This window comes from Pseudoalteromonas sp. P1-7a, assembly GCF_001401855.1.
Classification (GTDB): domain Bacteria; phylum Pseudomonadota; class Gammaproteobacteria; order Enterobacterales; family Alteromonadaceae; genus Pseudoalteromonas.
Genome location: NZ_LKDU01000021.1, coordinates 50,561 through 74,509, shown reverse-complemented (window position 1 = coordinate 74,509; position 23,949 = coordinate 50,561). Strand labels below are relative to the sequence as shown.

General features: G+C 43.0%; 35 protein-coding genes. 30 read left to right on the top strand and 5 right to left on the bottom strand.

Annotated elements, in window-relative coordinates; translation table 11 throughout:
- The first annotated feature begins 77 nt into the window (after positions 1-77).
- Positions 78-224: a hypothetical protein gene (locus AN389_RS20395; protein ID WP_160318634.1), complete on the top strand. Its 147-nt coding sequence runs from the start codon at positions 78-80 to the stop codon at positions 222-224.
- A gap of 197 nt (positions 225-421) precedes the next feature.
- Here the strand turns inward: AN389_RS20395 and AN389_RS13405 are convergent, their stop codons facing one another.
- Positions 422-1,234 (bottom strand): hypothetical protein, encoded by an 813-nt coding sequence (locus AN389_RS13405; RefSeq protein WP_055020021.1) that lies wholly within the window; start codon positions 1,232-1,234, stop codon positions 422-424.
- A 10-nt stretch (positions 1,235-1,244) separates the two neighbouring features.
- Positions 1,245-1,709, bottom strand: coding sequence for a helix-turn-helix domain-containing protein (locus tag AN389_RS13400; protein WP_055020020.1), 465 nt, complete (start codon positions 1,707-1,709; stop codon positions 1,245-1,247).
- A 163-nt stretch (positions 1,710-1,872) separates the two neighbouring features.
- Between AN389_RS13400 and AN389_RS13395 the strand changes: the two genes are divergently transcribed.
- The 9 genes from AN389_RS13395 (at position 1,873) to AN389_RS13355 (ending at position 7,760) form a co-directional block, all read left to right on the top strand.
- On the top strand, positions 1,873-2,160 hold the full coding sequence (locus AN389_RS13395) for an AlpA family transcriptional regulator (protein ID WP_055020019.1): 288 nt from the start codon (positions 1,873-1,875) through the stop codon (positions 2,158-2,160).
- Complete coding sequence (locus AN389_RS13390; protein ID WP_024608339.1) at positions 2,157-2,411, top strand: pyocin activator PrtN family protein; 255 nt, start codon at positions 2,157-2,159, stop codon at positions 2,409-2,411. The genes AN389_RS13395 and AN389_RS13390 overlap by 4 nt, the downstream gene beginning before the upstream one ends.
- Before the next feature lie 9 nt (positions 2,412-2,420).
- Positions 2,421-2,693, top strand: a complete 273-nt coding sequence (locus tag AN389_RS13385) for a hypothetical protein (RefSeq protein WP_055020018.1) — start codon at positions 2,421-2,423, stop codon at positions 2,691-2,693.
- A 2-nt stretch (positions 2,694-2,695) separates the two neighbouring features.
- Positions 2,696-3,091, top strand: a complete 396-nt coding sequence (locus AN389_RS13380) for a hypothetical protein (RefSeq protein ID WP_055020017.1) — start codon at positions 2,696-2,698, stop codon at positions 3,089-3,091.
- A gap of 9 nt (positions 3,092-3,100) precedes the next feature.
- Positions 3,101-3,691 (top strand): hypothetical protein, encoded by a 591-nt coding sequence (locus AN389_RS13375; RefSeq protein WP_055020016.1) that lies wholly within the window; start codon positions 3,101-3,103, stop codon positions 3,689-3,691.
- 18 nt (positions 3,692-3,709) lie between these two features.
- Entirely contained in the window at positions 3,710-4,018 is a 309-nt protein-coding gene (locus tag AN389_RS13370) for a hypothetical protein (protein ID WP_055020015.1), read from the top strand.
- Between the two features lie 18 nt (positions 4,019-4,036).
- On the top strand, positions 4,037-4,312 hold the full coding sequence (locus AN389_RS13365; protein ID WP_055020014.1) for a hypothetical protein: 276 nt from the start codon (positions 4,037-4,039) through the stop codon (positions 4,310-4,312).
- Between the two features lie 3 nt (positions 4,313-4,315).
- Positions 4,316-6,796: a replication endonuclease gene (locus AN389_RS13360; RefSeq protein ID WP_055020013.1), complete on the top strand. Its 2,481-nt coding sequence runs from the start codon at positions 4,316-4,318 to the stop codon at positions 6,794-6,796.
- A 70-nt stretch (positions 6,797-6,866) separates the two neighbouring features.
- Positions 6,867-7,760 carry a hypothetical protein gene (locus tag AN389_RS13355; RefSeq protein WP_055020012.1) on the top strand — a complete coding sequence of 298 codons (894 nt, stop codon included), beginning with the start codon at positions 6,867-6,869 and terminating at the stop codon, positions 7,758-7,760.
- A 51-nt stretch (positions 7,761-7,811) separates the two neighbouring features.
- Here AN389_RS13355 and AN389_RS13350 read toward each other — a convergent pair whose 3' ends face one another.
- Positions 7,812-8,057, bottom strand: coding sequence for an ogr/Delta-like zinc finger family protein (locus AN389_RS13350; protein WP_009838248.1), 246 nt, complete (start codon positions 8,055-8,057; stop codon positions 7,812-7,814).
- Positions 8,058-8,216: 159 nt separating this feature from the next.
- On the opposite strand from AN389_RS13350, the gene AN389_RS13345 reads away from it, so the two are divergent.
- Positions 8,217-8,498: a hypothetical protein gene (locus tag AN389_RS13345; RefSeq protein ID WP_055020011.1), complete on the top strand. Its 282-nt coding sequence runs from the start codon at positions 8,217-8,219 to the stop codon at positions 8,496-8,498.
- Between the two features lie 64 nt (positions 8,499-8,562).
- On the opposite strand, the gene AN389_RS13340 is transcribed toward AN389_RS13345, so the two are convergent.
- Both AN389_RS13340 and AN389_RS13335 read right to left on the bottom strand, forming a co-directional pair.
- Positions 8,563-9,603, bottom strand: a complete 1,041-nt coding sequence (locus AN389_RS13340; RefSeq protein WP_055020010.1) for a phage portal protein — start codon at positions 9,601-9,603, stop codon at positions 8,563-8,565.
- Positions 9,585-11,369 (bottom strand): terminase large subunit domain-containing protein, encoded by a 1,785-nt coding sequence (locus AN389_RS13335; protein WP_055020009.1) that lies wholly within the window; start codon positions 11,367-11,369, stop codon positions 9,585-9,587. Before AN389_RS13335 ends, AN389_RS13340 begins: the two co-directional genes overlap by 19 nt.
- A gap of 192 nt (positions 11,370-11,561) precedes the next feature.
- Here AN389_RS13335 and AN389_RS13330 point away from each other — a divergent pair, with 192 nt between their 5' ends.
- The 19 genes from AN389_RS13330 to AN389_RS13245 all read left to right on the top strand — a co-directional run bounded on the left by AN389_RS13330 (position 11,562) and on the right by AN389_RS13245 (position 23,948).
- The gene (locus tag AN389_RS13330) at positions 11,562-12,482 is read left to right on the top strand and encodes a GPO family capsid scaffolding protein (protein ID WP_055020008.1); all 921 of its coding nucleotides are present in this window, start codon (positions 11,562-11,564) and stop codon (positions 12,480-12,482) included.
- A gap of 54 nt (positions 12,483-12,536) precedes the next feature.
- Positions 12,537-13,547, top strand: a complete 1,011-nt coding sequence (locus tag AN389_RS13325) for a phage major capsid protein, P2 family (protein WP_055020007.1) — start codon at positions 12,537-12,539, stop codon at positions 13,545-13,547.
- Positions 13,548-13,605: 58 nt separating this feature from the next.
- Positions 13,606-14,115, top strand: coding sequence for a hypothetical protein (locus AN389_RS13320; RefSeq protein WP_055020006.1), 510 nt, complete (start codon positions 13,606-13,608; stop codon positions 14,113-14,115).
- A 32-nt stretch (positions 14,116-14,147) separates the two neighbouring features.
- Positions 14,148-14,774, top strand: coding sequence for a phage terminase small subunit (gene gpM, locus AN389_RS20190; protein WP_327077938.1), 627 nt, complete (start codon positions 14,148-14,150; stop codon positions 14,772-14,774).
- A 109-nt stretch (positions 14,775-14,883) separates the two neighbouring features.
- Entirely contained in the window at positions 14,884-15,333 is a 450-nt protein-coding gene (locus AN389_RS13310; protein WP_055020005.1) for a head completion/stabilization protein, read from the top strand.
- Complete coding sequence (locus tag AN389_RS13305; RefSeq protein WP_055020004.1) at positions 15,330-15,812, top strand: phage tail protein; 483 nt, start codon at positions 15,330-15,332, stop codon at positions 15,810-15,812. The genes AN389_RS13310 and AN389_RS13305 overlap by 4 nt, the downstream gene beginning before the upstream one ends.
- The gene (locus AN389_RS13300) at positions 15,809-16,465 is read left to right on the top strand and encodes a hypothetical protein (RefSeq protein WP_055020003.1); all 657 of its coding nucleotides are present in this window, start codon (positions 15,809-15,811) and stop codon (positions 16,463-16,465) included. The genes AN389_RS13305 and AN389_RS13300 overlap by 4 nt, the downstream gene beginning before the upstream one ends.
- 4 nt (positions 16,466-16,469) lie before the next feature.
- A complete protein-coding gene (locus AN389_RS13295) occupies positions 16,470-17,576 on the top strand; it encodes a DUF2586 domain-containing protein (protein WP_055020002.1) in 1,107 nt (368 codons plus the stop codon).
- An 11-nt stretch (positions 17,577-17,587) separates the two neighbouring features.
- Entirely contained in the window at positions 17,588-18,037 is a 450-nt protein-coding gene (locus AN389_RS13290; protein WP_055020001.1) for a phage protein, read from the top strand.
- Between the two features lie 12 nt (positions 18,038-18,049).
- Complete coding sequence (locus AN389_RS13285; RefSeq protein WP_055020000.1) at positions 18,050-18,250, top strand: TraR/DksA C4-type zinc finger protein; 201 nt, start codon at positions 18,050-18,052, stop codon at positions 18,248-18,250.
- Positions 18,251-18,253: 3 nt separating this feature from the next.
- Entirely contained in the window at positions 18,254-18,805 is a 552-nt protein-coding gene (locus AN389_RS13280) for a pesticin C-terminus-like muramidase (RefSeq protein ID WP_055019999.1), read from the top strand.
- Positions 18,806-18,807: 2 nt separating this feature from the next.
- Positions 18,808-19,362 (top strand): hypothetical protein, encoded by a 555-nt coding sequence (locus AN389_RS13275; protein ID WP_055019998.1) that lies wholly within the window; start codon positions 18,808-18,810, stop codon positions 19,360-19,362.
- Positions 19,359-19,604 (top strand): hypothetical protein, encoded by a 246-nt coding sequence (locus tag AN389_RS13270; RefSeq protein WP_055019997.1) that lies wholly within the window; start codon positions 19,359-19,361, stop codon positions 19,602-19,604. Before AN389_RS13275 ends, AN389_RS13270 begins: the two co-directional genes overlap by 4 nt.
- A gap of 3 nt (positions 19,605-19,607) precedes the next feature.
- Complete coding sequence (locus tag AN389_RS13265) at positions 19,608-19,874, top strand: putative phage tail assembly chaperone (RefSeq protein ID WP_055019996.1); 267 nt, start codon at positions 19,608-19,610, stop codon at positions 19,872-19,874.
- Positions 19,871-20,062 (top strand): DUF6890 family protein, encoded by a 192-nt coding sequence (locus AN389_RS20830; RefSeq protein ID WP_377110213.1) that lies wholly within the window; start codon positions 19,871-19,873, stop codon positions 20,060-20,062. Before AN389_RS13265 ends, AN389_RS20830 begins: the two co-directional genes overlap by 4 nt.
- Positions 20,063-21,862: a phage tail tape measure protein gene (locus AN389_RS13260; protein ID WP_055019995.1), complete on the top strand. Its 1,800-nt coding sequence runs from the start codon at positions 20,063-20,065 to the stop codon at positions 21,860-21,862.
- A complete protein-coding gene (locus tag AN389_RS13255) occupies positions 21,859-22,194 on the top strand; it encodes a DUF2590 family protein (RefSeq protein WP_055019994.1) in 336 nt (111 codons plus the stop codon). The genes AN389_RS13260 and AN389_RS13255 overlap by 4 nt, the downstream gene beginning before the upstream one ends.
- Positions 22,195-23,385 carry a baseplate J/gp47 family protein gene (locus AN389_RS13250; protein WP_055019993.1) on the top strand — a complete coding sequence of 397 codons (1,191 nt, stop codon included), beginning with the start codon at positions 22,195-22,197 and terminating at the stop codon, positions 23,383-23,385.
- Positions 23,386-23,390: 5 nt separating this feature from the next.
- A complete protein-coding gene (locus AN389_RS13245; protein ID WP_055019992.1) occupies positions 23,391-23,948 on the top strand; it encodes a hypothetical protein in 558 nt (185 codons plus the stop codon).
- The last annotated feature ends 1 nt before the right edge of the window (position 23,949 follow it).

Genomic DNA, 23,949 nt, shown 5'->3' with positions numbered 1-23,949 from the left:
AGTCGCGCCTTGTTAAAACATGAACGATAAATTAATGTATATACCTATACATATCATGGAAAATAAAAGGAATAAATATGATCAAGGTTGGAGCGTGGGTACTAGGGGGATTATCACTTATATCGGTAATAATGTATTTTGATTTAGGCGATCGTATATCAGGCGTAATTTGTATGTTTGCCGCTGGGCTTTTCTTCCCGCCAGTGCTTAACAAAAATAAATAACACAAACAGAGAAAAGGCTGAATCAAAAGGCAAAATATATAAAGACATAACTCAAAAGTCCGCAGTCGTATTTGGTATTATTTTGTTGGCCATTGCTGCCGTTTTGAGTATCGGCTCTTAATTACCTGTAAAATATAACCACTAAAAAGCCCGCTAAATACGGGCTTGTCTATAATCTGTTACCATAAATCGATGGTTCAGGGGTTTTTATTAAATTGTGTTAAATCAAAAAAATCTTCTTTTGGATAAGTCTCATGTGCAAGAATTAATAACTTACTTTGCATCCTCTCAAAACTATCAATAGTTATTTGGAGGATTTCATAGCAATTATTTGTTGCGTTAATTAGTTCCATATGTAATTTTTTATGGGCTTTTGGGAAGTAAATAGAGTAAAAATCGTGTAGTTTTGCGGATTTATTTTTGTTAGACCATTGTTCATATATTGGCTGTATTTCTTCATAATGTAACTTAGACCTATCATTCAAATGCTGCAGTGAAAGTAAGTATCGTTCATCAAAGATAGATAAATTTAATAAATCCCCGCCTAATTCTCTTTGAAGAGGTATTAAACTTATTAAATTAAATGGCTCAATTTCTACATTAGGCAAAAATGATGGTAGCAAATGGGCTCTTTGGTCTTCGGGTTGGCTTTCAAATCTGCCCATTTTATCATTATAAAAAGTTCTTAATTGATGCAACTTGGCGCTTAATAGAAAGATATTTGACTGTAAAGCTATTATCAGTTTTTTTTCTTTTTTTTCTGCATCTAGCTGTCGGTCTTGCTCTGCTTTTTTATCATTGAGACGGCTGTTAAATAAGTAACCAAGGGCAGCAGCAACTAAAGCAGTGAAAAGACCAAATAGGCCAGTAAAAAGTAGTCTAATAGATACTGGTACTATAGATTCTTCAACAGCAAGAGCACTTAGGTACCACACAAATAAAAGTAAAAGCGCAAAAGAAACCCCTAAAAAATAGGGGGCATAAACTTTCCAATCGAATTTTTCGTCCATGTAAATCTTCTTATGCTGTTTTTTGGCTATTGGCGGGTTTGCTTGCGCGGGCGTCAATCACAGGCTTTAAGTCTTTTAGCAACAATTTACCGCAGTCGTTAATATCAATCTTTTTATCTGGGTTTACCCTAAACCAATCAAGATGAAAGAACATCATTAGCGATTTAATTGAAGTATCAATAAATTGCTTTTCAAACTCTTCTTCATTTAATAAACCCAGGTCACTCATAGAGTCACCTGGCGCAATTTGCCCAGCAGCAGGGTTAGTTTCACCAGTAAATAACCACATAAAATACATTTTTGTTTTTGGATGCTTAGCAATTTTTTCTAAATTACCAGCACCAGGCTCAGAAATTCCAGCCTCATATTTTTTGTATCCGCTAAGCCCTATATCAAGTAATTCACAGAATTTAGCTTGGCTCAGGTGAAGTGATTCACGAATAGTTTTAATTTTAAGCCCAATAGTGTTTGACATAGTTCTTATAAGATCCTAGTATTTAGCTCGGATACAATAGTGTACCAAATGATTCTTTTAGTGTTCTTCTTTAGTGTTTGGGTTTAATTAAATACCCTAACAACGAAGATTAGCACAATTATAGTCAGTTTAGGAACCAAACAAATAAAGATAGAGGCTAATTATGGATGCTGAAAAATACAGAAAAAACTTACAGGGTGAAGTAGTTGGCCCAGATGAAAAGTTCTTAAAGCGTAAGCAAGTGCTAGAAATGTGCGGTATTTCACTCTCGCATATGTACCACCTAATGAATAAAGGCATGTTCCCTAAGTCACATCGTGTGTCGCACCGCAGTGCTGTTTGGCTTGAGTCAGACATAAACTTATGGCGCTCAATGAACAGTAATCATTTTTTTGCTGAATATGGCGAGCAAATTAAAGCACAAAAATTAGGTGAAGGCGCAGCCGCATGAACATGACCTTTGCACTTTTAGCGATATACAACACCCCAGCGGTGCCGCTTAAAGACATTTGTGAGGAATATTTAGGCCTTAAGTTTAAAACAGCCGAACAAAAAGCAAAGGCAGCACAGTTACCTATACCCACATTTAAAATTCGCGACTCAGAACGTGCACCCACAATGGTAAACGTAAACGACCTAGGTGCGTATTTACAGGCCCGTTACGACGCAGCCCAAAAAGAATGGCAAAGCGTTAATAACTAGGAGCAAACAATGAGCACATATCAAGTATTTGACCAAAACACGTATAACGCATTACCTAACTTAGCTACTAAGGCTGAGTATTTACTTAAGTGCCAAATAAGCACTAAAGAAGCCGTTAATTGTAAATCAGTTGAATTTGAACCGTGCTTACAAGCCTTTGTTGGCGAGTTGCCATTACCTATTTACTGCCACGGCAACGAAAACCAAACCATACAAAAAGCCGTGTACTGGTTAAAAGCGCAAGCTTTATCTAAACCGCAGCAACAAGCACAAGGAGTATAACCATGGCAAATGCATTAGTTAAACACATCAATAACGTAAAACCAGCGCCATTAAAAGCTGTAGAAGGGCGCCACATACCAAAAGGCTTAGCTGAAATAAAAGCGCTAATGGGTAGCGAACGCCACACACCAGAGTACGTATACACCAAAGTGTTAAGCGAGCAAGAGCGAACAATAGTGTGTTTTGCTGCAGGCCTAAAACGTCATGACCTTGAAAAAGGCTTTGCCAATTTTAACGCCGATACCCGTCTTAAAATTCACAAAGCTATTTTGCAGTTACAAGAACTGGTTAAAGCATTTGTTGATGCCAACGCCATGGCACCGGCTAAGTTTTTGCAAAATGCGCCTGCTGAGTCTGCAAAAACCAGCTATTCCCACCTAACTGTTAGTTCGCACTAAGGATTGATCATGAGCTCAACTAATCGCGGAACCCAGCGCAATGCAGATGACTACTACGTAACACCGCATTGGTTAATTGAAGATTTTTTAGCAGCGTTTAGCGAAAACTGCCGCTTTAATTTTGACGAACAAGCATACCCGTTAATGTTAGACCCAAGCGCAGGCGGCTGTGAACAATACCCGATGAGTTACCCAACCGTATTAGAAAAGCACGGTTTTACAGTTGATAGCTGGGATATTCGCCAAGATTCACGCGCAAAATTTAAAGGCCGTGACTTTTTAAGTATTGACCCGACTTATACGCCTGCTTATCAAATTATTATCACTAACCCACCTTTTAACGTAGCGCAAGAATTTACAGAACATGCGCTTGAAATGGTTCCTAATGGCGGTTTAGTGATCATGCTGCAACGCCTTAATTGGTTAGGTAGCCAAAAGCGCAAACCTATGTGGCAAAAGCTGCCATTAGCTGCGGTTTATGTGCATAGCAAACGCCCAGGCTTTGACCCACAAAAGCCAAGTAAAACAGATTCAACCGAATACGCCCACTTTGTATTTTGCAAAGGATACGAGCTAGCTCCTGAGCTTTTCGTAATTTAACGCTGGGAACTGCTGAAAATGAAACTACACCCAAAAGCAAAGGCAGCTCTTAGGCATTTAATTGATTGTGAAAAATCACCGAGCATTAGAAATATGCTTTCTGTTACGCGTCAGTTGGCAGAAGAAGTGCTTGAAAAATATGCGCCTGAAATATCAGCGCGGTTTGATTGCATTAACTCGCAAACAATAGAAGAGGCTGAGCGTGCAGATGCTTGGTTTAGCTATTCATATAAGGAATACATGATTCAAGATCATCACAACGTAAAAAATGTAGAAGTTTTTCATCAAATACACCTACCCAACGAATTAAACGACATCCCGTTTTAAACCCAAAGGACTACTAAAATGAACTCTATCAAAGACCAAGATCCGTCTAAAAAACAGTTAATACTCAATATTGTTGAACACGCTATTGAGCAAGCCAATTTTACAATCCGCCTTTTAAACAAACGCAGCACCGTACACATGCTAATACAATGCGAAGACACGCTCACCGATTTACTGCCAATCGTAAAAATGATTGCTGACGACGACGTTAATTTTGAACGAGCATACAGCCTAATGAGCATTGCATTAAATGCAGTACAAACTGGCGGCGAACCAATGGAAGTAGAGCTTTAAACGGTGGCTAATCCGCAAGCGATAGACCTACAAGCCCTTAGACTATCTAGTATAGCTAAGGGTTTAATTTCATCTATTAGCGATATTGACGACCGCAACTTTTTAGCGCGTGGCCTGCAAAATGTGCCAGTCCCTTTACAAAGTCGTATGGCCCGTAAATACATAGACCGCTACAACCAAAAAAAAGCGGGTAGCCAATACCGTGCTAATACATGGTTACGCCGTACCATTGCCCGTTTAAAGCCGCGCTTTGGCGTACTGTTTAGTATTACTCAAAATATGCCATTGCCATGGCATATTTTAAGTAGTATTGAAAAAACCAAAAAACACGCAGGCACACTCGCTATGGAGTGCGTGCAAATAACGCTTGATGTAAGCGAAGAAAACCAACACCTACCGTACGAAAAAATAATATCGTTAACCTACGATGCAATAGCAACTCATGCCAAAGCTGTAGGCGCTAATGTACCATTTTACGCCATGCGCGATGACAACCTGCCAACCGAGTGTTACGAAATTGCACTGCTAAAAATGCAGTGTGATAGGTGGTGGGCTCGCCAATTAAAAACTATTCGCCGCCAGTTTTTAGAGTTACTCGAAATTGCCACAGGCCAAGTAGGCAAAGATTTATACCACGATAAAAAAAGCAAAAAGTTTAAACGCCGTGGCATTAGCCCTTACTCGTCCAAACAAGCACAGCGTGAATTTAACTTTGCCCAAGCCAGTGGCCGCCAGTTCCTAGAAATGATGGAACTGCAAAGCAGCGACGGCGACGTAATAAGTTTAATAGAAGCAGTAAAAAGCGGTATGGCAAATCCTGCCAACCGCCGTAACGAGTTAATGCTACGCATACGCGAAACCGAAGAGCTAGCCGACGAAATGGGCTATGTGGGTGTGTTTTACACAATTACGTGCCCGTCACGTTTTCATGCAAACTCAAGTAAATGGAATGGCGAAACGCCAAAAGATGCACAAAATTACCTAACCCAAACATGGGCGCGTGCCCGTTCTAAGTTAAACCGCCGTGGCCTTAAATACTTTGGTGTGCGCGTAGTTGAGCCACATGCCGACGGTTGCCCGCATTGGCACATGATGTTGTTTATGCCTAAAAATAAACTACAAGAAGTGAACGCTATTTTGCGTTGGTACTTTATTCAAGAAGACAAAGCAGAGCTTTACGATTATTACGGCCCTGTGCAAACCCGCGCAAAAGTAGCAAATGAATGGGTAGATATAAACACCCACGGCACGCACATTAAAACCGTCGAAAAATGCGTAAGCTACCGTGCAGGCACTAAAAAAAGTGAGCTTTTTAAAACTTACAAACAAAAGCGTCGCGAGTGGGGCCTTAAAAAAAGCCAAGGTAAAAAAGCCAAAGCGCCTAGTAAATTTTATCGTACTTTTAGCCCCCGCTTTGACGCCATAAAAATGGATAAAAGCAAGGGCAGTGCTGCCAGCTACATTGCTAAATACATCAGTAAAAATATTGATGGCTACCAATTAAGCGACCATGAAGATGCCGAAACAGGTGAAAACCTACAAGAGCAAGCCAACCCCGTTTTAGCCTGGGCTAGCACATGGAACATTCGCCAGTTTCAATTTCAGGGTTCGCCAAGCGTTACCGTGTATCGTGAATTACGCCGTATGCGTAGCGCGATTAATGATGAAACTATAGAGCCTATTCGCCACGCTGCAGATACCGCTAACTGGAAAGACTACGTAAAACTTCAAGGCGGTATGTGTATAGGCCGTGCGGCTAACTTCAAATCAATGTATGAAGTTACCCAACAAGGTAACGACTATGCCGAAGTAGTGCGCCGCATAAAAGGCGTACTTACGAACACCGATTATAAAGCGGTGCTTAAACGCACACTTGAAAACGTACATAACGTAATTACCCAAACAAGCCTTAAAACTCGCCTAGTAGAATGGACCAGACAACTCAAGGGTACAGCAGAAAAACTCGCAGCTAAGGATAGCACCAACGTCGGCGCAGCCGACCTATCTTGGACTAGTGGTAATAACTGTACGCCTATAGCCGCAGGGTCTAGGGCTGAGTTGTTACTCGATATGATGGGTACCTCAAAAAATGACGTTGATGAAGTAATAAAGGATCTAAATAGCGGAAAAAGGATCAGCCGAAACGGCCAAATATATCTAATACGAGACGGCCAACTTCAAGTTTTAAATGTTGATGAGCAAATAAAGCATGATCAGCGTTTAGCTATTGAGTCATTGGCTAAAACATATTCACAAAAAGCAGGTAGTTGGCACATAACTGAAGCCCATTGGCAACAAGCCCGCGAGTATGTAGAGCTTGCTTATAAATACGCGCAGCTTGACGGGCGCAACACACCAAATAATACCCACTCACAAAAAGGCTTAGTCACTATTGGTGATTGGGACTTAGTTACTTTAGTAAAACAAGGCAGCGCATCAGCAATCAGCGATAACGATTGGTGGGCCCTAGATTTAATGGCTTGAGTTATCTATAGAATAAAAAATAAATAATCTATATGATTTATCTAGGTAAATTAAACAAGGAAGCCGTTAGATGGATAAAAGTCAAGAAAATCATTATTATATAATGACGGAAAAACATAAACTAATTAGTGATGAAACGGCGAAGGTTCGCTCACAAATAATGTATTTTTCTACAATATGCTTAATCTTTATTTATTTAAAAGGTAAAAGTTTAACCAGTATTTTTGGGATGAAATTTAGTGAAGATGTTTCAATCCCAATAAATAATGTACTAGTATTTATGTTTTTTTCTATAGCATATACTCTGGTGCATTTTATATTTAGAGTAAAAGAAGATATTAAAGCGTTTTCATTTGAAAGTTTTGACAAAGATAGCATAAAAAGCCAAGTAATTAGATTGCCAAATTTGAAGGATTACGTCCCAGTACAGCCCGCTCAATACGAAGAAATATTTGCAAAATATCATAAGGCATTTTTAGAAATAGTACGAGATATTGAATTAACTGAGGCCAGCGAGATTCGTGCTGATTTAGAGTGTTATAGTCGACAGCAGGAAATTTTGAAGCAAGTAGAAAATGCTGTAAACCAAAATTTTGAAGGATTATGCGGCCAAGCTAAAGCAGAACTAAGTGTAAATATATCAGATTTTGCTAATTCTGCTAAAAATGGGTTAGATTGGGGTACTAAAATATTTAGCTTAGAGAGAGAAATCAACAAATCAATAGGTGCCCTTCAAAAAGAAATTCAATTAGTTCACAACATAAACCATGACAAAGAGTTAATAACGAGAAACTTTAAATCTGAGATAGAAAAAATCGAGGAATCGATTGACTTACTAATGAATGAGGTCTCAAAAAGGGCTGCAAATCATAAATTAGAAAAGTTTTTTAATATTTTTATCCCTTATACGTATGGTGTATCTATTATTTCGACACTTTTATATATTTATCGATCAGGTATATGAATTTGTAAACCCACATTTGTGGGTTTTTTCATGCCTTAAATAAAGTAAGGACTAAAGGCCAATAAGTTCTAATTGCTCTTCACGCGGTAGGTTTTTAATAAGGGATGCAGCTAATTGTGCAGTGGTTTTACAAGGAGGATTTAAGAAGTGATCAAACGATTGAGTAATACGGAACGTAGCACCGCACTCTTTGGTGTTAGTACACGAGCAATATAAATTAACTACATGGGCGCTTTGCTTTTCGCGTGAAGTAATTGTTGCTTTAGCTTCGCAATTTGGACAAGTAACCCGCGCCATAATAACCACCAATCGTTAATAAAATACACTGTTATTATATACAGTGATTTTGTTCATAACAAATAAGCATTTAGCTATGTACTAAAATCATTAAAACTATTTATTGCTATGGGTGAAGAAGTTATTTATCGTCATGTATCAAATATATAAGGATCAGTTATGTACGAAGCTAAATATGTATGCTTTGGAGTTCAGGGTTCAACTCTAATAAATTTAGAAAAGATGCCGGATACATTCGATATTACCTACACAGAAGATGTGCTGTCTTACGTTGCTGAGGTAATTACAGGTAAGCACCATGACTTCTCAGTTGTTAGAGGTGGGCGCGGTACTAAAAGGGATTCTAAGAGAGATTTTACTGAAGAAGCTCAAAAGTTTGGATTTACTGAGTTCAAACTTTATAAAAATAATAAACTTATACCCTTAGATTTATCTTTATAAAAAATTAGGAAAAGCTAATTAGTTAGCTTTTCCAACATGATTGAAATTAAACACTGAGCTAGCTCTAAGCACTCGGCTCTAAATCAAAATTTAGCTGCAACTTACTGCCAATTTCAGGATCCCTTGCTACTTCATCGCTCATTAATTTAATTAACGGTTTAGTCTCGTTTTTAAAATACATGGCGTCGTATTTAGTCGGGTCGCCTAGGCCTGCATTGTTTGCCGGAATAATACCCGCTAAGCCTGGTGGGAAACGGTGAGCGTTAAGTATGTCTTGCGCCGATACGTTTTTAACGTTCATAAACTCGTCTTTACTTTCAAAATTACCTACAGGGATTATTTGTAAGCCTTTTTCTTTACCATTGGGTATGTTTACAAATAACGAGCGGAAGTTACCCACGCCTTTACTGTCTTGAATTTTTTCTTTTATGTCGTCTTCAATGTCTGGGTCTAAGTTAGGATCAGTCGCGTACATAATAAAACCCATGTGCGCGCCGTTTAAAAAGTATTTACGGCGGAATAAAGTCGCATCTTCGTTTAATAACGTAGCCTGTAAACCGCCTAAGTAATCGGCCAAACCATACACTTGCTGCACGGGGTCATACTGGCGAACCCAAATAATGTCGCGCTTTTTATATTTTTTAACTTGGCTATTTCGCTCAAGCACCACAGCGCCACCATTACCCCCAACACGAGTACGGTAACTAGGCAGCGGAAACAACCTTACAATTTGCCCAAAGCCATTACGTATTTTAAGTAGTGCCACATCACCAAATTGCACCAGGTTTAAAAAGCCCGCTTGTACTTGCTGCGCACTCATACCACCACTAATAAAACGGCTCGCGGCCATGTTTGCACGGCTTTGTACAATGCCGCCGTGCTGGGCATTACGGCGTGTAAGGTTGGCTAATAGATGGCGGTCTACTGGCGGTTCCCAATACTGGTCGGTATCGTTATAAAATAGCGAGTCGTAATCGGTTAGCCACATGTCGGGCATTACTTGCTCAGGTAAGCCAAACACAACGGGCGCATTTTGCTTACCTTGCTGATCGTCTGGTTGCTGGGTTAACTGCTCAGCGTTTTGGTCTAATTCTGCATGGTCCATCGTGATTTTCTCTTATGTGCATGGTTAAGGGGTTCGTTAATAACAGCGTGGCTAATAGCAAAAAATACGTCTGCATGGCCTATGGTGTTATCGCGGCTGGCTTTAAAGGTTATGGCGCCGCCCGAGTCGGTACTGGTGCGGCGTATTGAAAGGCAGCTCATAGCAATATCTTTATGGGATGCATCCCATTCAAGTCGGCCACCTTCAATCAGGTCTATCATTTTAAGTACTAAGCGGGTTTTACTGCCTACGCTGTAATGTATGGCGGTGGCTTCACGTGGGTACAGCGTGCTTATTGAGTCAAACACTCCCGCACCAATGCCCGTGGTATCTACACCAATATAAGTAACGCGGTATTTGGCATAAATTTTTTGAATTTCACTCACATGGTGCGCAAAGTTCATACCGCGCCAATAGTGTTTTTCAAGTATTCTAAATTTTTCACCGGCTTTTTCAGGTGGGGCAACCACCACTAAAGCGGCGTTATCGCGGGTGCGTGATGGGTCGTAACCCAGCCATACCTCACGGTTACCAAATGGTTGTGCGGCATTGGGTTTGTGATCTTGCCAGCGGGTGGCATCCACCATGGCTTTTTCAAGGTCGCTGAATTTAAATATACTGTCGGCATCGTCCACAAAAATGCACATGAACAGGTTATTAAAATCATCAGCGTTGTATTCGTCGCGCAGCTCGTCAATGTCGAACAACTCACAGCCACCGCGAAGTGCATCTTCAATGGTAACTACAAAGCGCCATTGTTTATCGGGGCACAGCCTGCCGTTATCGCGTAATTCTACAAAGGTAGGGAACTCAATTTCTTCGCGTTCAGCGCGGCCTTGTCGCCAGTGATCACCCGTCCAAAATGTATAAGCAGGGTGCGCTTTAGTCGATGGGGTCGAAAAATACGTTTTACGCCACTTTTTGTGTGTGGCCATGGCACTGGCTAATTTGTTTAGCTCGTTAAACTTACCAATCCAAAAGTATTCATCTACATAAACATGGCCGTGGTAACTTTGCGCGGTTTTGCTATTGGTACTTAAAAACCGTAGTTCGGCATCGCCATGGGCGGTGTGCAATGTAATGGGGTTTCCGGTTAGCTCTATTTCAAAAAATTCTTGCGCAATGGCAATAATATAACTGCGAAATACTTCAGCCTGTGCACGACTAGCTGAGAGGAATATTTGCGGGTCGCCACTTAATACCGCATCTTTAAACGCTTCACCTGCAAAATAATACGTTGCCCCAATTTGGCGGCTTTTTAAAATATTACGAATACGCTGATGCAAATTTTCGTGCATCGTTTTTTGGTACCCAAATAACGAGTCGTACCAGGTGCCAAAATCCTCAGCGGTTAAATGACTAACATCATTTTTACGCTTACGGCCTTTGCTTTTTTTGCTGTCGGTACCACCGCGATTATTGTTTTTATTACTGGGTTGGTTTGTGCCGTGGGGTTGCTCTGCCTGCGCTGCTTTTTCTTGCTGGGCGCGTTGCTTTTTAAGCTTCACATGCTTTTCTATTAGCATGTCGAGCTCTTTTATTTGGTTGCCTGTTTTATCGCTTACATCGGTAAGTATTAAAATGCGCCGCGCAATAGCTTCGTCTACGTCTTCCTCGCGCAGCATATCGCGCCAATTGTATTTATCGGCCCAATAGTAAATAACACGGTTATTTGGTAGCCCCAGTTCCGCGCGTATTTCGTCGGGGGTATGGTGGCGCAAATAAAGCCGTTTTGCTGCTTCGCGTATTTCAGATGAATAAGCCATTGCTTAATATAAGTGCTCATATAATTGATAACTGAGCACAGTGTATTGGTTTACAATAAGCTTATAACCGCATAAAAAACCTCATGTTTCCTAAAACCTCAATCTAGGAATTACCAAAAAGCTAACCAATGTATTCAGCCTTTTTTTATGGCTATGCTGCGTTTAAATATTAAGTAACGCGGTAAGCAAGTAATGGCAAAGCAATCAGGTTGGGTAATTGCAGCAACAGAAGGTGCAACAGTAGACGGGCGAACCATTTCAAAAGAGTGGATCACTCAAATGGCTGCATCTTATTCGGTTGATGAATACACCGCGCTTATTTGGCCTGAGCATTTTCGTTCAAGTTGGGGCCCAAGCGAAGGTAAAAACTGGGGCACTGTTGACGAAGTAAAAGCCGCTAAACAAGGTGGTAAATTACGCCTGTTTGTAAAAATTACCGCTAACGACTACCTGCTTGCTGCCAATAAAGACGGCCAAAAGCTGTTTATGTCGATTGAGCCTAACCCCGATTACAAAAGCGAAGGGCGTTGTTATTTACAAGGCCTTGCCGTTACCGACTCGCCAGCCAGTTCTGGCACCAGCCGCTTAAAATTCTCTATTGGTGATAATGAAGCTGATCACGAATATAGCCAACTCGAAACGCTACAACACAGTGACTTTATTACCACCAATAGCGAACCAACTGCCCAAAATAGCAAACACGCCAAAGCGCAAAGCTTAATGGCGCAAATATTTAGCTTATTTTCTAGTGATCAGCAGCCAGCCGATCAGCAAGATGAAATCACCGAGGAAGACACCATGAAACAAGAACAGTTTGACGCCCTAATGGGCAAGTTTGAAGGAATAGAAGCCAAGGTGACTGACCTTGAAACTAAATTCAGCAAGCCTGAAGGCGAAGAAACCCTGCCAGTTGAAGAGCCAGAAGATGAGCCAGAAGGTGGTGATACACCCGCAGCAGGCGTAACCGCTGAGCAATTTAGCCAGTTAATGGAAAAAATGGACGGCTTTAGTAAAAAGGTAGACGGCATCGAAAACAAATTTAATGCCCTTAGCCAAGAGCAAGGCGGCCAAGAGCCAGACCCAGTAGGCGGCGAAACCGTAGACCTGGTTTAACCAAACGCTTAACCACGTTTACTTTTATTAATGCATAACAGAGCGAGATAACGCATGCACTTAAATCAAACAGCCGCTGGGTTTTTAAAAACATACTCGGTGCAAGTAGCAAAATCATTTGGTGTAGAAGACGCATCACACAAGTTTGCCATTTCAGACCCAATGGAAACAAAACTGCGCGCCGCGCTTTTAGAGTCGGTCGAATTTTTACGCATGATCACCACCATGCAAGTAGACCAAATTAAAGGTCAAGTTGTAAAAGTAGGCAATTACGGCATTGCAACAGGCCGTAAAGCCGGTGGTCGTTTTACATCTGAGCAAGGTGTTGATGGTCATGGTTATGAATTAACCGAAACCGATTCGTGCTCAGCAACAACATGGGCGCTGTTATCTACATGGGCCAATGCCGGTAACTTAAACGAGTTTATGAAACTCATTAACCAAAACGCCACGCTACGTTTTGCACTCGACATGCTGCGCGTTGGCTTTAATGGTGTATCAGCTGCCGCAACATCAGACCCAATTGCCAACCCAAATGGTGAAGACGTAAACAAAGGCTGGCATCAAATCGTTAAAGAAAAAGCGGCTGATCAAATCATGACTGATCCTATTTACTTTGACCCAGATGGCGCAGGCGATTACAAAACGTTAGACGCTATTGTTACCGAGCTTAAAAATACGCTTATTCACCCATCATTACGTAACGACCCACGCCTAGTTGTATTGGTTGGTAACGACCTTACGGCCACTGCGCAAACGCATATGATGAACCAAGCCGACAAGCCAAGCGAAAAAGTAGCCGCACAGCAAATGGATAAAAACATTGGTGGTATGCGTGCATATACGCCGCCGTTCTTCCCAGGTAAACGCATTGCAGTAACCATTTTAAGCAACTTGCATATTTACACGCAAAAAGGCACAGCGCACCGCAAAGCAAAAGACGAAGAAGACCGCAAGCAATACGAAAACTCTTACTGGCGTAACGAAGGCTACGCACTCGAAGAGTTTGAAGCGTACGCAGCCGTTGACGAAAGCGCCATGAACATTGGCCCTAACCCAGCTTAATCATTAATTGCTAGGCCTAACCGCCTAGCTGTTATCCAATTATTAAAAGGTAAGTGCTATGAGTGCCATTGCTAATTTTAAAAAACGCCGACTTGCTTCAAAAGCTAAAGGCGAAACCAAAGCAACAACGGGTAATGCGCAAATCACCATTACCCCACAAAACACCGCGCTTAAATTACTCGCGCAGTTGTTAGGTTGCGACGAATCAAAAGCGATTGAAACAGCGCAAGAATACGTTGACCAAAATATTAAGTTTTTTTGTGAAGATGATCTGCCAACTCTGCATGTTGATAGCGAAAAAGAACAGGTTGATGTTTCAAACGTTGAAGATGCAACCGACGAACTTAACACCAGCATAGACAGCGCAAGCAATGCTGCAGGCGAAATTGAAAGCGCCGCAGATAAAGCCAGCGATGCAGCTAGTGATTTAGCTTACCAAGCCGACGACATTAACGCCGCTAATAGCGCCTTGGCCGATACGGTTGAAGAGCTAAAAAAGCCGTCGGCGGCGCAAAACTCCTCCAATTCAAAGAAAAAAACCGAGCCAAAAAACAGCTCGAAAAAGTAAGCGTAACAGGCTCAGGGCAATACGCCCCAAGCCTGCACTTACAGCTCATTGAATTAGAAGACGACTTAAAACGCTTAAAAAGCTATGTAACCCGCGCCGACAAAATAGCCCACAAACGTGATGTGTTATTGCCAAAGTGGTTACCCATAGTTGATGACTATTTAGCAAAAGAAGGAAAGCAAAATGAAGATAACCCGATTTTCGCGTATTGCACTGTGTGGCTGTTTGACGTTGGCAATCTCAGACGTGGCCTTGAGTTTGGCTTTAGAGCCATTGAGCTTAACCAGCCCATGGCTAACAGCATACGCCGCAAGTGGCCTGGTTTTATTGCCGACACTGTTTTTGATTGGGCAGACACCCAAGCTGAAAAAGGCAACAGCATTGAGCCGTATTTTGGCCAAGTGTTTAGCTGCGTTGCAAGCACTTGGAAATTACCTGAGCAAGTTACCGCTAAGTACTACAAGTTTGCAGGCCTTGCGTTACTGCGTAGCAAAAACGGCGATGTTTCGCCATCGCATGTCGGCGACGTACAGCGCTTGCAACAGGCCGATGGCTACTTAGCTAAAGCCGCAGAGCTACATAAACACGCAGGCGTTAAAACAGTACGAAACAAAATAGCCATGAGATTAAGAGCCATTGCCGAGCTAAACGCCCAGTAATAGCCATTACTCCCAACCCTCCAGTGCACTAGCCGAGCGTTTAACAGGCGACTGTTAATAACCGCGTCGACGCTAACTGCACTGAACCTAATTGAGAAAGGTATGCGGTATGTCATTTGGATTTGAAGCAACAGCACAAAACAGCATTGAAATAGATGCTGTAAGCGGCTGGCCAGCGCTAAGCACTGGCGAGTTTCGCGATCATCGCCGCATACCTGAGTTTTACGAAGAAACTGTAATAGCCGACTCATTAAACCGCAGCGCATTAGAAGTACAACAACAAATACTTAAATACATTATGAAAGACAACACAGACGTTGCTTTCACCCACACAAATGGCGTGCCTAACTTTAACACCGCACAGCAAAGCGTTTACCGTGGCGCCGTATATGCCCGTTCGCATAGCGATTTAATGGGGTACTTTTCAGCAGTTGACCAAAAAGAGGCCGGCAACAACAAAGCCGATGATGTACAGCAGCAAGATGCAATATTAGCGCAATCTAATCGTAGCATTCGTTTACTGCTTGGCCTTGGCCGCGCGGGAGTGCATACGTTATGAGCCAAACTATTACCCAATTGCAGCAACTAACCGACTTTTTAAACTCAAGTTTAAAAGGCGCTATTCATACTAACAACATAGATGCCTGGCAAGAACGCGGCACACTAATAATAAGCGGCGAAGACAAAGGCCAAGACGGTTATGCCATTGCTAAATGGAAACACACCGCCGTAATCGCAATAGAAAAATTCCCGCACCGCAAAGTTAACCCTTACAACTTACTTGCGATGGTGGGCGCCTTTTTAATCGACAGCGAATGGCCACGTGACGAACACGGCCTAGACGACCCCGAAATAGACATTGATGTTGTGAGCAAAGACAACGCCACCGTATTAATTGACGTGCAACTGATTGACGACATAGAGCTAATACCCACCGAAAACGGCCCTGTTTTATTTAACGGTGCGCGTTATTACGTATCGCTAGCGCCAATTAGTGTGGCCGAAGATGTGGACGTAGATATTAAGGGGCAATCATGAGTTTAGTGATCACCCCAAATAGTAAACAAGCGCTCAGTGCAAAGCAGCAACTGCAGCTATTAGCATTGCCAAACGCTAAACGTGTTCGCGTACTTAAAACACTAGGACGGTATGGGCGCCAACTCGCTCGCAAACGGATAAAAACACAAACCACGGTTGAGGGTAATAAGTTTGCAAGTCGCACTGATGGCAAAAAAAACAAAATGCTTACACGCATGGGTAAAACACTAGAGCCCTACGTAAAAGGCGGTAAGCGCTTAGAGCTTAAACATAAAGCCGGGCTTACTGGGCGTATTGCGGCACTTCACCAAGAAGGCGGCAGCGAGCAAATGACCTCAACACGCATGAGCCGTATTCATGGCAAGCCAGATTACAAAGCACCGTGTACACGTAGCCAAGCAAAAGCATTGGCAGCCGAGGGTTATAAAGTACGCAGAGCAAAAGGTAAAGGCTATCGCCGCGCAACAATAAAAGAAATTGCAGGGAGCTTAACCCATGGCAAAGCCACATTAGTGTTAAGTGAATTACGCGGCCAAAAAAGCCGTAAAAGCTGGCAAATACCTGTAAAGGCGCGCCCATTTTTAGGCGATACCACCGCGAACGTGCAAGCGCAACTAGCCACAATTTTAAACCAACTCAATAAACGAGGATAAACCCATGTCACTAGGTAAAGTGCAAGTTAACAATCTGAATTTAGGGCAAGGCGACATCCAAGGTGTTGAACGACACTTTTTGTTTGTTGGCCGTGCTGGTAACGCAAGCGAAGAAAGCCAATTGTTTAGCGTAGGCGCTCAAACAGTATTAGCCGACACCTTTGCAGACAGCCCATTGCTTGAAATAGTAAAAGCCGCGCAATTAAATGCAGGCCAAAACTGGACTGCAGCGGTTTACCCACTGGCCGAAGGTGAAAGCATTACTGATGCCATTGACCGAGCCAACGAAGTACAAAGTTTTGAAATGGTTGTTGTATGTGATGAGCAAACAACTAGCGGTGGCTTAACCGGTATTCACGATCACCTAACGTCATTGCACGCCACATTAGGGCGTTTTGTTTCGGCATTGGTAGCCGTACCAGGTATTGATGAAGCCACACAAACATGGTCGCAATATGAAGCCGCGACTATTGCACTGCAAGCCGATATTGCCGCGCACTTAGTGGTACCCGTACCACAGTTACATGCTAATAACGTAGGCGTATTAGCAGGGCGACTATGTGACCGCAGCGTAAGTATTGCCGACAGCCCAATGCGCGTAGCAACAGGCAGTGTGCTTGGTCTAGGCGATGCACCGGTTGATACGAACGGCGACCCGCTATCACTTGCTACACTAGAAACACTAGCAAATAACCGCATGAGCGTACCGCAGTGGTATAGCGATTTTGAAGGTACTTATTGGAGCGATGCACAAACGCTAGACGCTGCAGGTGGCGATTACCAATACCTTGAACATTTACGCCCTGTGCATAAAGCCAGCCGCGAAGTACGTGTGCTTGCCATTCGCCGTATTGCCAACCGTGCCCTTAACTCAACACCAAATAGTATTGAACTAAACAAGGCGTATTTTATGCGCCCACTACGCGCCATGAGCAAGAGTACCACCATTTTAGGCACGCAGTTCCCTGGTGAAATACAGCCACCGGTTGAAGGCGACATAACCATTGAATGGACCAGCAATAAAAGCGTGGTTATTTACATGGTGCTGCGCCCATACAACAGCCCAAAAGAAATTACCGTAAATATTTTGCTTGATTTAAGCAGCAACTAGGAGCATTCACCATGCGTTTATCAGGAATGAATTTTAACGTGAACTTGGGCGACATTATGGTCCAAGTTGACACAGCATCACTGGCGATTACCGACAACAGTGCTGTAAGCCAAACCAGTGGCGTACCCGATGGCTCAGTTGATGGCGATGTATCGGCCAGCGGCGAATTGTCGGTTAACGCGAGTAACTTTGCGCTTATATCGGATGCTGCAAAAAGCGCCGGTTCGTGGCGTGGTATGGAACCGTTCGACATTATGTTTTACGCCAAAACCAGCCAAGACGAAATGAAAGTAGAAGCCTTTGGTTGCCGCATTAAGCTAAGCGACATTTTAGACATAGACAAAAAAGGCGGCAGCGCCAGCCTGTTTAAAATTCCGTTTGATGTAACCGACCCTGACTTTGTAAAAATTAACGGTGTGCCGTACCTGCGCCCCGACGAAATTGAAAACATAGTGCAATAAGGTAGTTAGTAAATGGATGATCTAGACCACCTAACCATTGCACAGGAACGCGCCGATCAGCAGTTTATTGATCAGCGCCTAAAAGGACTTAACAACGCCAATAAAATCAGTGCAACGGATTGCATTGATTGCGGCGACCTAATACCTAAAGCACGACGCAAAGCAGTACCCGGTGTGCAGCGTTGTGTACCGTGCCAATCGTTAAGCGAGTAGAAAATGAACAATATCAAAGTGAATTTTAAGTTTATCGCCGCACTGGAAGGTGGCCCACAACTATCCGGCTATGTGCCCGATGCTAAACATTCTAATTCGGGGGTCACTATTGCCACCGGCTTTGATATTGGCCAATGCGATGAAGCGGCACTTAAGTACTTATTGCCCGAATTTATCGCTAACAAATTAAAGCGTTTTTGCTTATTAAAAGGCGAACAGGCACTAAAAGCCTGTAAGCAGAACTCGCTTAGCATTAACGAAAACGAAGCAACCATTATTGATTTATGTGTAAAGCAGCAATCAATCGATTACCTAGTTGCTACTTACAACCAGCACTCAACGGTTGAATTTGAACAGCTAAGCGAACCGATGCAAACCGTGATTGCATCGGTTGCTTTTCAGTACGGCCATTTGGCCAAGCGTTGCCCTAATTTTTGGCGCTACGCCATAACACAAAATACTCAAGCCATGATCAGAGAGCTCGTTGATTTTGGCGACCGATACACCACGCGCCGCTGGCGTGAAGCAAGTTACTTAAAACAGGCGGGACACTAATTATGGAATGGCAAAAAATTGCAAACACAGTAGGCGGTATTGCTGGCGCAGTAGCTCCATTATTAACAGGGCCTGTAGGTTTAGCGGTAAGTATAGGTAGCCAAATAGCAGGTGCTTTAGGCACAGATAACACACCAGAAGCCGTAGCCGCTGAGCTAAAAAACAATCCTGATGCAGCGCTTAAGTTACAGCAGTGGGCACACGAAGAACGCGAACAGATACGCCAGGCTAATATTGAGCTACAAAAAATCGCACTTGAAGAATACAAGGCAGATTTAAACGACCGCCAAAATGCACGAACTAACAATAAAGATCATTGGATGCCCTCAACGCTCACAATCTTGTTGTTTGTTTTGTTTTCAGCGGTATTGGGGGCGTTGTTTTATGGCCCCGACATTGAGCGAAACCGTGACCTAATCGTGTATTTAGTGGGTAACTTATTTGTGCTACTGGCCAACGCCGCTGCATTTTGGTTAAGCGCTACTAAAAGTTCGAACGATAAAGATAAATTAATGAATCTAATGCAAAAAACGTCAGGGCAAGGAGTAGCAAAATGACACAGTGGATAATGGTTGCTATATCAACAGCCGCGTTAATTTTGAGTGTATTAGTGCCCATTATTGTGGCGCTGAGCAGAGCAAATAAAGATACAGCCAAAGAGCTAAGCGATCATAAAACCCATGTGGCCGAAACCTACGCCACTAAAACCGATTTTGACAAATTAACCGAACGCATGGAGCGCCAATTACAAAACGGATTTGACACACTCGAAAGACTATTAACCAAATCTAAGGATTAACCCATGAAACAAACAATTATATTAACCATCGCCGCTACTGATTTTACTTTTAACATGACCGTGCAAGATCACAGCGACTTTGTAGACCTTGTTGCCCGCGGTGGCTCAATGACCGCAGCGTCACACAACATGGTAATGCGCACCATTGACGACAAACAAAAAACCGAACTTAAAAAGGTACTTGAAAGCTCACCAGGTTCTGAGCTGCAAATTGCGTCAACGCTTAAAGCTGAGTTTTCGCCAGTGCTGGAAATTGCCGTAAAAAAATAGAAGGGCTGATTGATTCAATCGACTCGAATCAGCTTGAACAACTGTTTATTTTACGCCGTCATTTTTTGCCACATGAGCAAGACGACGAGCAAAACCTAGCCCGCGCTGGTTGGTTGTATAAAAACCAGCGCGAAAACCTAGAAAACATAATAACCAATGCTGTGTGCAAGGCCTTTGGGGGCAAGTAAATGAGTTTACCGCAACCGCTAATGTTTACCGTTGGCATGATTGACCAAATAACAAAGCCTATTGCCAAAGTAAGCAATAGCTTAAATGGGTTAACCAACGACTACCAACGCGGCACCATGAAAATGGCGTCGGGCGTTGCGGGTATTGCTGCCAGTGGCTATGCACTACAAAACGCATTAATGCCAGCCATTGAAATGGACCGCGCATTAGGCGAAGTTAAATCGCTAGGTGTGCGCGAATCGGCATTAAAACAACTTAGTGATACCTCTTACGAATTTGCCCTTAAATACGGTAAATCGTCTACCGAATTTGTTAAATCAAGCTACGACATACAAAGCGCCATTGCTGGATTAAACGACAACGACCTATCTACGTTTACCATGTCGAGCAACGTATTAGCCGCAGCCACCAAAGCCGACGCAGGCACTATTACCAATTACATGGGTACCATGTATGGTATTTTTAAAAACCAAGCTAATGCTATGGGTAAAAGTGAGTGGGTAGAGCAGCTAACAGGCATGACGGCTACCGCCGTACAAGCGTTTAAAACAACAGGCGCTGAAATGTCATCGGCGTTCACATCAATTGGTGCTGAAGCAACAAGCGCCGGTATTGGTATGAACGAGCAAATGGCCATACTCGGTACATTGCAAGCGACTATGTCGGGCAGTGAAGCCGGTACAAAATATAAATCGTTTTTAGCCGGTGTAGGTAAAGCACAAGATGCACTTAATTTAAGTTTTACTGACAGCCAAGGCGCTATGCTGCCAATGGTTGACATACTAAACCAAATTAAAGGCAAATACGGCGAAACCATAGACGTAGCCGAGGGCGACGAACTTAAAAAAGCATTCGGGTCAAGCGAGGCCGTAGGCACTATAAAATTACTAATGAACGACATTAATAGCCTTGGCAAATCAATTGATTCGTTAGGTAACGTAAACGGCATGCAACAAGCTGAAAAAATGGCAATGAGCATGACCGACCAAAGCGAGCGACTAAGCCAAAGCTGGTTTGTTATTCGTGCAGCATGGGGCAGTGCAATACTCCCCGTATTTAACGACTTTGTTGGTTTAATTGCCGACATGGGCACAGGCGTAGTGGCCTTTACTGAAGAATTTCCAATGCTTACTAAATACATTGGGTATGGCGCTGTTGCGTTACTTGGCCTTGTTGCTGCAGGTGGTTTGTTCACGCTCATAATGGGCGCGGGCAAAATGGCTATGGTTGCATGGGGAGTGGGTGCAATGGCATGGGCAGGTATTAATGCTGCACTTACATCGGGGTTAAGCGCTTTAAGAGCCGTAATGTTTGCAGTAAACCTTGTGATGTACGCCAACCCCATTGGCTTAATTGTAGCTGCAGTGGCCGCTGCGGTTCTTGCAGTTGGTGCTTTGATTTATTACTGGGACGATTTAAAAGCAAGCTTTGCCGATATTAGTTGGGTAAGCGTTTTGCTTACGGGCCTTGAATACGCATGGAAAGCCGTTGAAGTGTTATTTGCGCCAATATTATGGGCTATTGAACAGCTAGCTGATTTAGCAGGCATTGAAATAGACACTAGTTTTGAGGGTATAAAAGGCTCGTTAGGTATTGATGCGCCTAAGCAGAGTGATTCAGCAGAAAACATGCCTAGCATTGCCGCAATAGAGCCAGTTAAAAGCCGTGTTGAGCGCGGCGGTATTACTCAGCAAATAAGCAACGCAAACCAACAAAAGTCGACCAGTGTAGGCACGGTTAACGTGTACCCAGCCAAAGGCGAAACCAACTACATGAACTTTGTTGAGATGCACTCATGAGTATTTATCGCGACTTACAAATATTAAATGGCGACGTGGTGCTAGATGCCGGTAGCAACCCAACGTATTTAACCGATCGTGACGTTATAGCCCAAGACATAGTGCACGCTATTTTAGACACCGGCCTTGCAAATTTATTAGTGAGTGATAGAGGAACCAGCGTAACCAACGACACACAAACAAAAATAAAACTATTGGTAGAAGATGACGTTCGCATTATGCCAGGCACGGTGCAAGTTCAGCAAAACGAAATAAACAAAGGCCAGTGGTGGGTGTACGCACAAACAATAGACTTCGGTGAAATTTCATCGTTATTAGTAGAGGCACAGTAAATGGCTGATGAAACCCCAACAATTAATTTTACCCGTATTGTAGAAAATGCAGGTATTCCTACCACAGAAGACGGGTGGAAAACCCTATTTAAGCAAGACGTAGAAGAGCAAGGTAGCATTATTGCGAATGACTCTATTTACTCACCTTTTTGGCGATTGATTAGCGCCATTGTGGCAAAGCCTGCAACGTGGATAGTCAACAAAGTATTAATTGAAAAAATACTCCCCAACTTATTTTTGCAAACAGCCACCGACAGCGACTTTATTGAAGCCAAAGCGTGGGAGCACGACCTAACACGTAAAAGCGAAGAGCGCACACAAGGCAAAGTGCGTTTTAAGCGTGCAGCAAACCTTGGCCCTAGCTTACTAATTAGTGCAGGAACGGTAATACAAACCGATGCCATAAACGGGACTATTTACCGAGTGCTTACGGTTGATGATGTAATACTGCCAGAAAACCAAAGCAGCATATTAGTAAGCGTAATTGCAGAAAACGCCGGTGCAGCATACAACCTTGGCGCAGGGTATTACCATATATTACCGGAATCGGTAACGGGTATTGGCAGTGTAAACAACGACGCTGAATGGATTGATGTACTGGGCGCTGATGCTGAAAGCAATCAAAATTTAAAGCTTAGAACACGCAATGCATTTACTGCCGCAGCCCCTTGGCATATTGATGCCGTATATACCGCCATTATGACTGAGCGATCAGGCCTTGATACCGACAACATATATTTTGAACACGATGCACCGCGCGGACCAGGTACAGCAAACGCCTTTATTTTGTTAGACATTGGCGAGCCTTCGCAAATATTACTTGATGATTTAAACGACTATGTAATGCAGCAAGGGCACCACGGCCACGGCGACGATATTTTAGTATTAGCAATGCCAGGCGTATTGGTTGATATAGGGGTAACTGTTTATTTAGTTAATACCTTAACCAATGAAGCCGCCATAGAAGTTAAGCAAGAAATAGACAACTTTATACGCTGCGCATTTAGAGAAAACACCGACTATACCGCCACTAAAACACTGCCAACAAGCCGCTTTAGCTTTAGCCGGTTAAGCCAAGAGCTACACCGTAACTTTGCTGATATTGAATCGTTAAACTGGCACCAAGGCGACATTACCAGCGCAAATGAAGTGCCGCGTCTAGGTTCGTTAACCGTTGAACTTGGGAGCTAACCATAATGGCGTTTGATTTTAACGTAATTACTAAAATGCCTTATTGGTTGGCTCGCCCAGCCAGTGAGCTGGATAAATTACGTAAAGGCGCTGTTATTTATTGGCAGCGCTTAAGCGATTTATTGGCATGGCCTGCAAAGCAGCTTGACCCAATGACAGCCGAAATTGAATTAGTGCACTTATTAGCGTGGGAACGTGACGTAGAGCAAATACCCCAAGAAGACGAAGTAATGTACCGGGTGCGCGTTAAGTTTGCACTGCAATTTGCAAAAGGCGCAGGGAGTACTGAAGGCTGGCTTGCCATGTTTAAAAAGCTCGATATGCCTTATGTAGAGATAGCTGAGCGTTTTTCGGTATCTGACTGGGACGTTATAAACCTAAAACTCACGGATGATGATTTAAGCGAGCGGCAAAATCTTATTAATTACATTGTTAGGCAATACGGACGTACCGCAAGGCGTTACCAGTATCAAACAGTAGCAGAAATGAATACATACGGTGGCTTACAGTCATTTGATAACCACAGCGATTACACCGTTGCAAAAATAGATCAGGAGAGTTAAA

Bases quoted from the DNA above. Each gene is read 5' to 3' on its own strand.
- AN389_RS20395 (WP_160318634.1), top strand. From the start codon at position 78: ATGATCAAGGTTGGAGCGTGGGTACTAGGGGGATTATCACTTATATCG.
- AN389_RS13405 (WP_055020021.1), bottom strand. From the start codon at position 1,234: ATGGACGAAAAATTCGATTGGAAAGTTTATGCCCCCTATTTTTTAGGG.
- AN389_RS13400 (WP_055020020.1), bottom strand. From the start codon at position 1,709: ATGTCAAACACTATTGGGCTTAAAATTAAAACTATTCGTGAATCACTT.
- AN389_RS13395 (WP_055020019.1), top strand. From the start codon at position 1,873: ATGGATGCTGAAAAATACAGAAAAAACTTACAGGGTGAAGTAGTTGGC.
- AN389_RS13390 (WP_024608339.1), top strand. From the start codon at position 2,157: ATGAACATGACCTTTGCACTTTTAGCGATATACAACACCCCAGCGGTG.
- AN389_RS13385 (WP_055020018.1), top strand. From the start codon at position 2,421: ATGAGCACATATCAAGTATTTGACCAAAACACGTATAACGCATTACCT.
- AN389_RS13380 (WP_055020017.1), top strand. From the start codon at position 2,696: ATGGCAAATGCATTAGTTAAACACATCAATAACGTAAAACCAGCGCCA.
- AN389_RS13375 (WP_055020016.1), top strand. From the start codon at position 3,101: ATGAGCTCAACTAATCGCGGAACCCAGCGCAATGCAGATGACTACTAC.
- AN389_RS13370 (WP_055020015.1), top strand. From the start codon at position 3,710: ATGAAACTACACCCAAAAGCAAAGGCAGCTCTTAGGCATTTAATTGAT.
- AN389_RS13365 (WP_055020014.1), top strand. From the start codon at position 4,037: ATGAACTCTATCAAAGACCAAGATCCGTCTAAAAAACAGTTAATACTC.
- AN389_RS13355 (WP_055020012.1), top strand. From the start codon at position 6,867: ATGGATAAAAGTCAAGAAAATCATTATTATATAATGACGGAAAAACAT.
- AN389_RS13350 (WP_009838248.1), bottom strand. From the start codon at position 8,057: ATGGCGCGGGTTACTTGTCCAAATTGCGAAGCTAAAGCAACAATTACT.
- AN389_RS13345 (WP_055020011.1), top strand. From the start codon at position 8,217: ATGTACGAAGCTAAATATGTATGCTTTGGAGTTCAGGGTTCAACTCTA.
- AN389_RS13340 (WP_055020010.1), bottom strand. From the start codon at position 9,603: ATGGACCATGCAGAATTAGACCAAAACGCTGAGCAGTTAACCCAGCAA.
- AN389_RS13335 (WP_055020009.1), bottom strand. From the start codon at position 11,369: ATGGCTTATTCATCTGAAATACGCGAAGCAGCAAAACGGCTTTATTTG.
- AN389_RS13330 (WP_055020008.1), top strand. From the start codon at position 11,562: ATGGCAAAGCAATCAGGTTGGGTAATTGCAGCAACAGAAGGTGCAACA.
- AN389_RS13325 (WP_055020007.1), top strand. From the start codon at position 12,537: ATGCACTTAAATCAAACAGCCGCTGGGTTTTTAAAAACATACTCGGTG.
- AN389_RS13320 (WP_055020006.1), top strand. From the start codon at position 13,606: ATGAGTGCCATTGCTAATTTTAAAAAACGCCGACTTGCTTCAAAAGCT.
- AN389_RS13310 (WP_055020005.1), top strand. From the start codon at position 14,884: ATGTCATTTGGATTTGAAGCAACAGCACAAAACAGCATTGAAATAGAT.
- AN389_RS13305 (WP_055020004.1), top strand. From the start codon at position 15,330: ATGAGCCAAACTATTACCCAATTGCAGCAACTAACCGACTTTTTAAAC.
- AN389_RS13300 (WP_055020003.1), top strand. From the start codon at position 15,809: ATGAGTTTAGTGATCACCCCAAATAGTAAACAAGCGCTCAGTGCAAAG.
- AN389_RS13295 (WP_055020002.1), top strand. From the start codon at position 16,470: ATGTCACTAGGTAAAGTGCAAGTTAACAATCTGAATTTAGGGCAAGGC.
- AN389_RS13290 (WP_055020001.1), top strand. From the start codon at position 17,588: ATGCGTTTATCAGGAATGAATTTTAACGTGAACTTGGGCGACATTATG.
- AN389_RS13285 (WP_055020000.1), top strand. From the start codon at position 18,050: ATGGATGATCTAGACCACCTAACCATTGCACAGGAACGCGCCGATCAG.
- AN389_RS13280 (WP_055019999.1), top strand. From the start codon at position 18,254: ATGAACAATATCAAAGTGAATTTTAAGTTTATCGCCGCACTGGAAGGT.
- AN389_RS13275 (WP_055019998.1), top strand. From the start codon at position 18,808: ATGGAATGGCAAAAAATTGCAAACACAGTAGGCGGTATTGCTGGCGCA.
- AN389_RS13270 (WP_055019997.1), top strand. From the start codon at position 19,359: ATGACACAGTGGATAATGGTTGCTATATCAACAGCCGCGTTAATTTTG.
- AN389_RS13265 (WP_055019996.1), top strand. From the start codon at position 19,608: ATGAAACAAACAATTATATTAACCATCGCCGCTACTGATTTTACTTTT.
- AN389_RS13260 (WP_055019995.1), top strand. From the start codon at position 20,063: ATGAGTTTACCGCAACCGCTAATGTTTACCGTTGGCATGATTGACCAA.
- AN389_RS13255 (WP_055019994.1), top strand. From the start codon at position 21,859: ATGAGTATTTATCGCGACTTACAAATATTAAATGGCGACGTGGTGCTA.
- AN389_RS13250 (WP_055019993.1), top strand. From the start codon at position 22,195: ATGGCTGATGAAACCCCAACAATTAATTTTACCCGTATTGTAGAAAAT.
- AN389_RS13245 (WP_055019992.1), top strand. From the start codon at position 23,391: ATGGCGTTTGATTTTAACGTAATTACTAAAATGCCTTATTGGTTGGCT.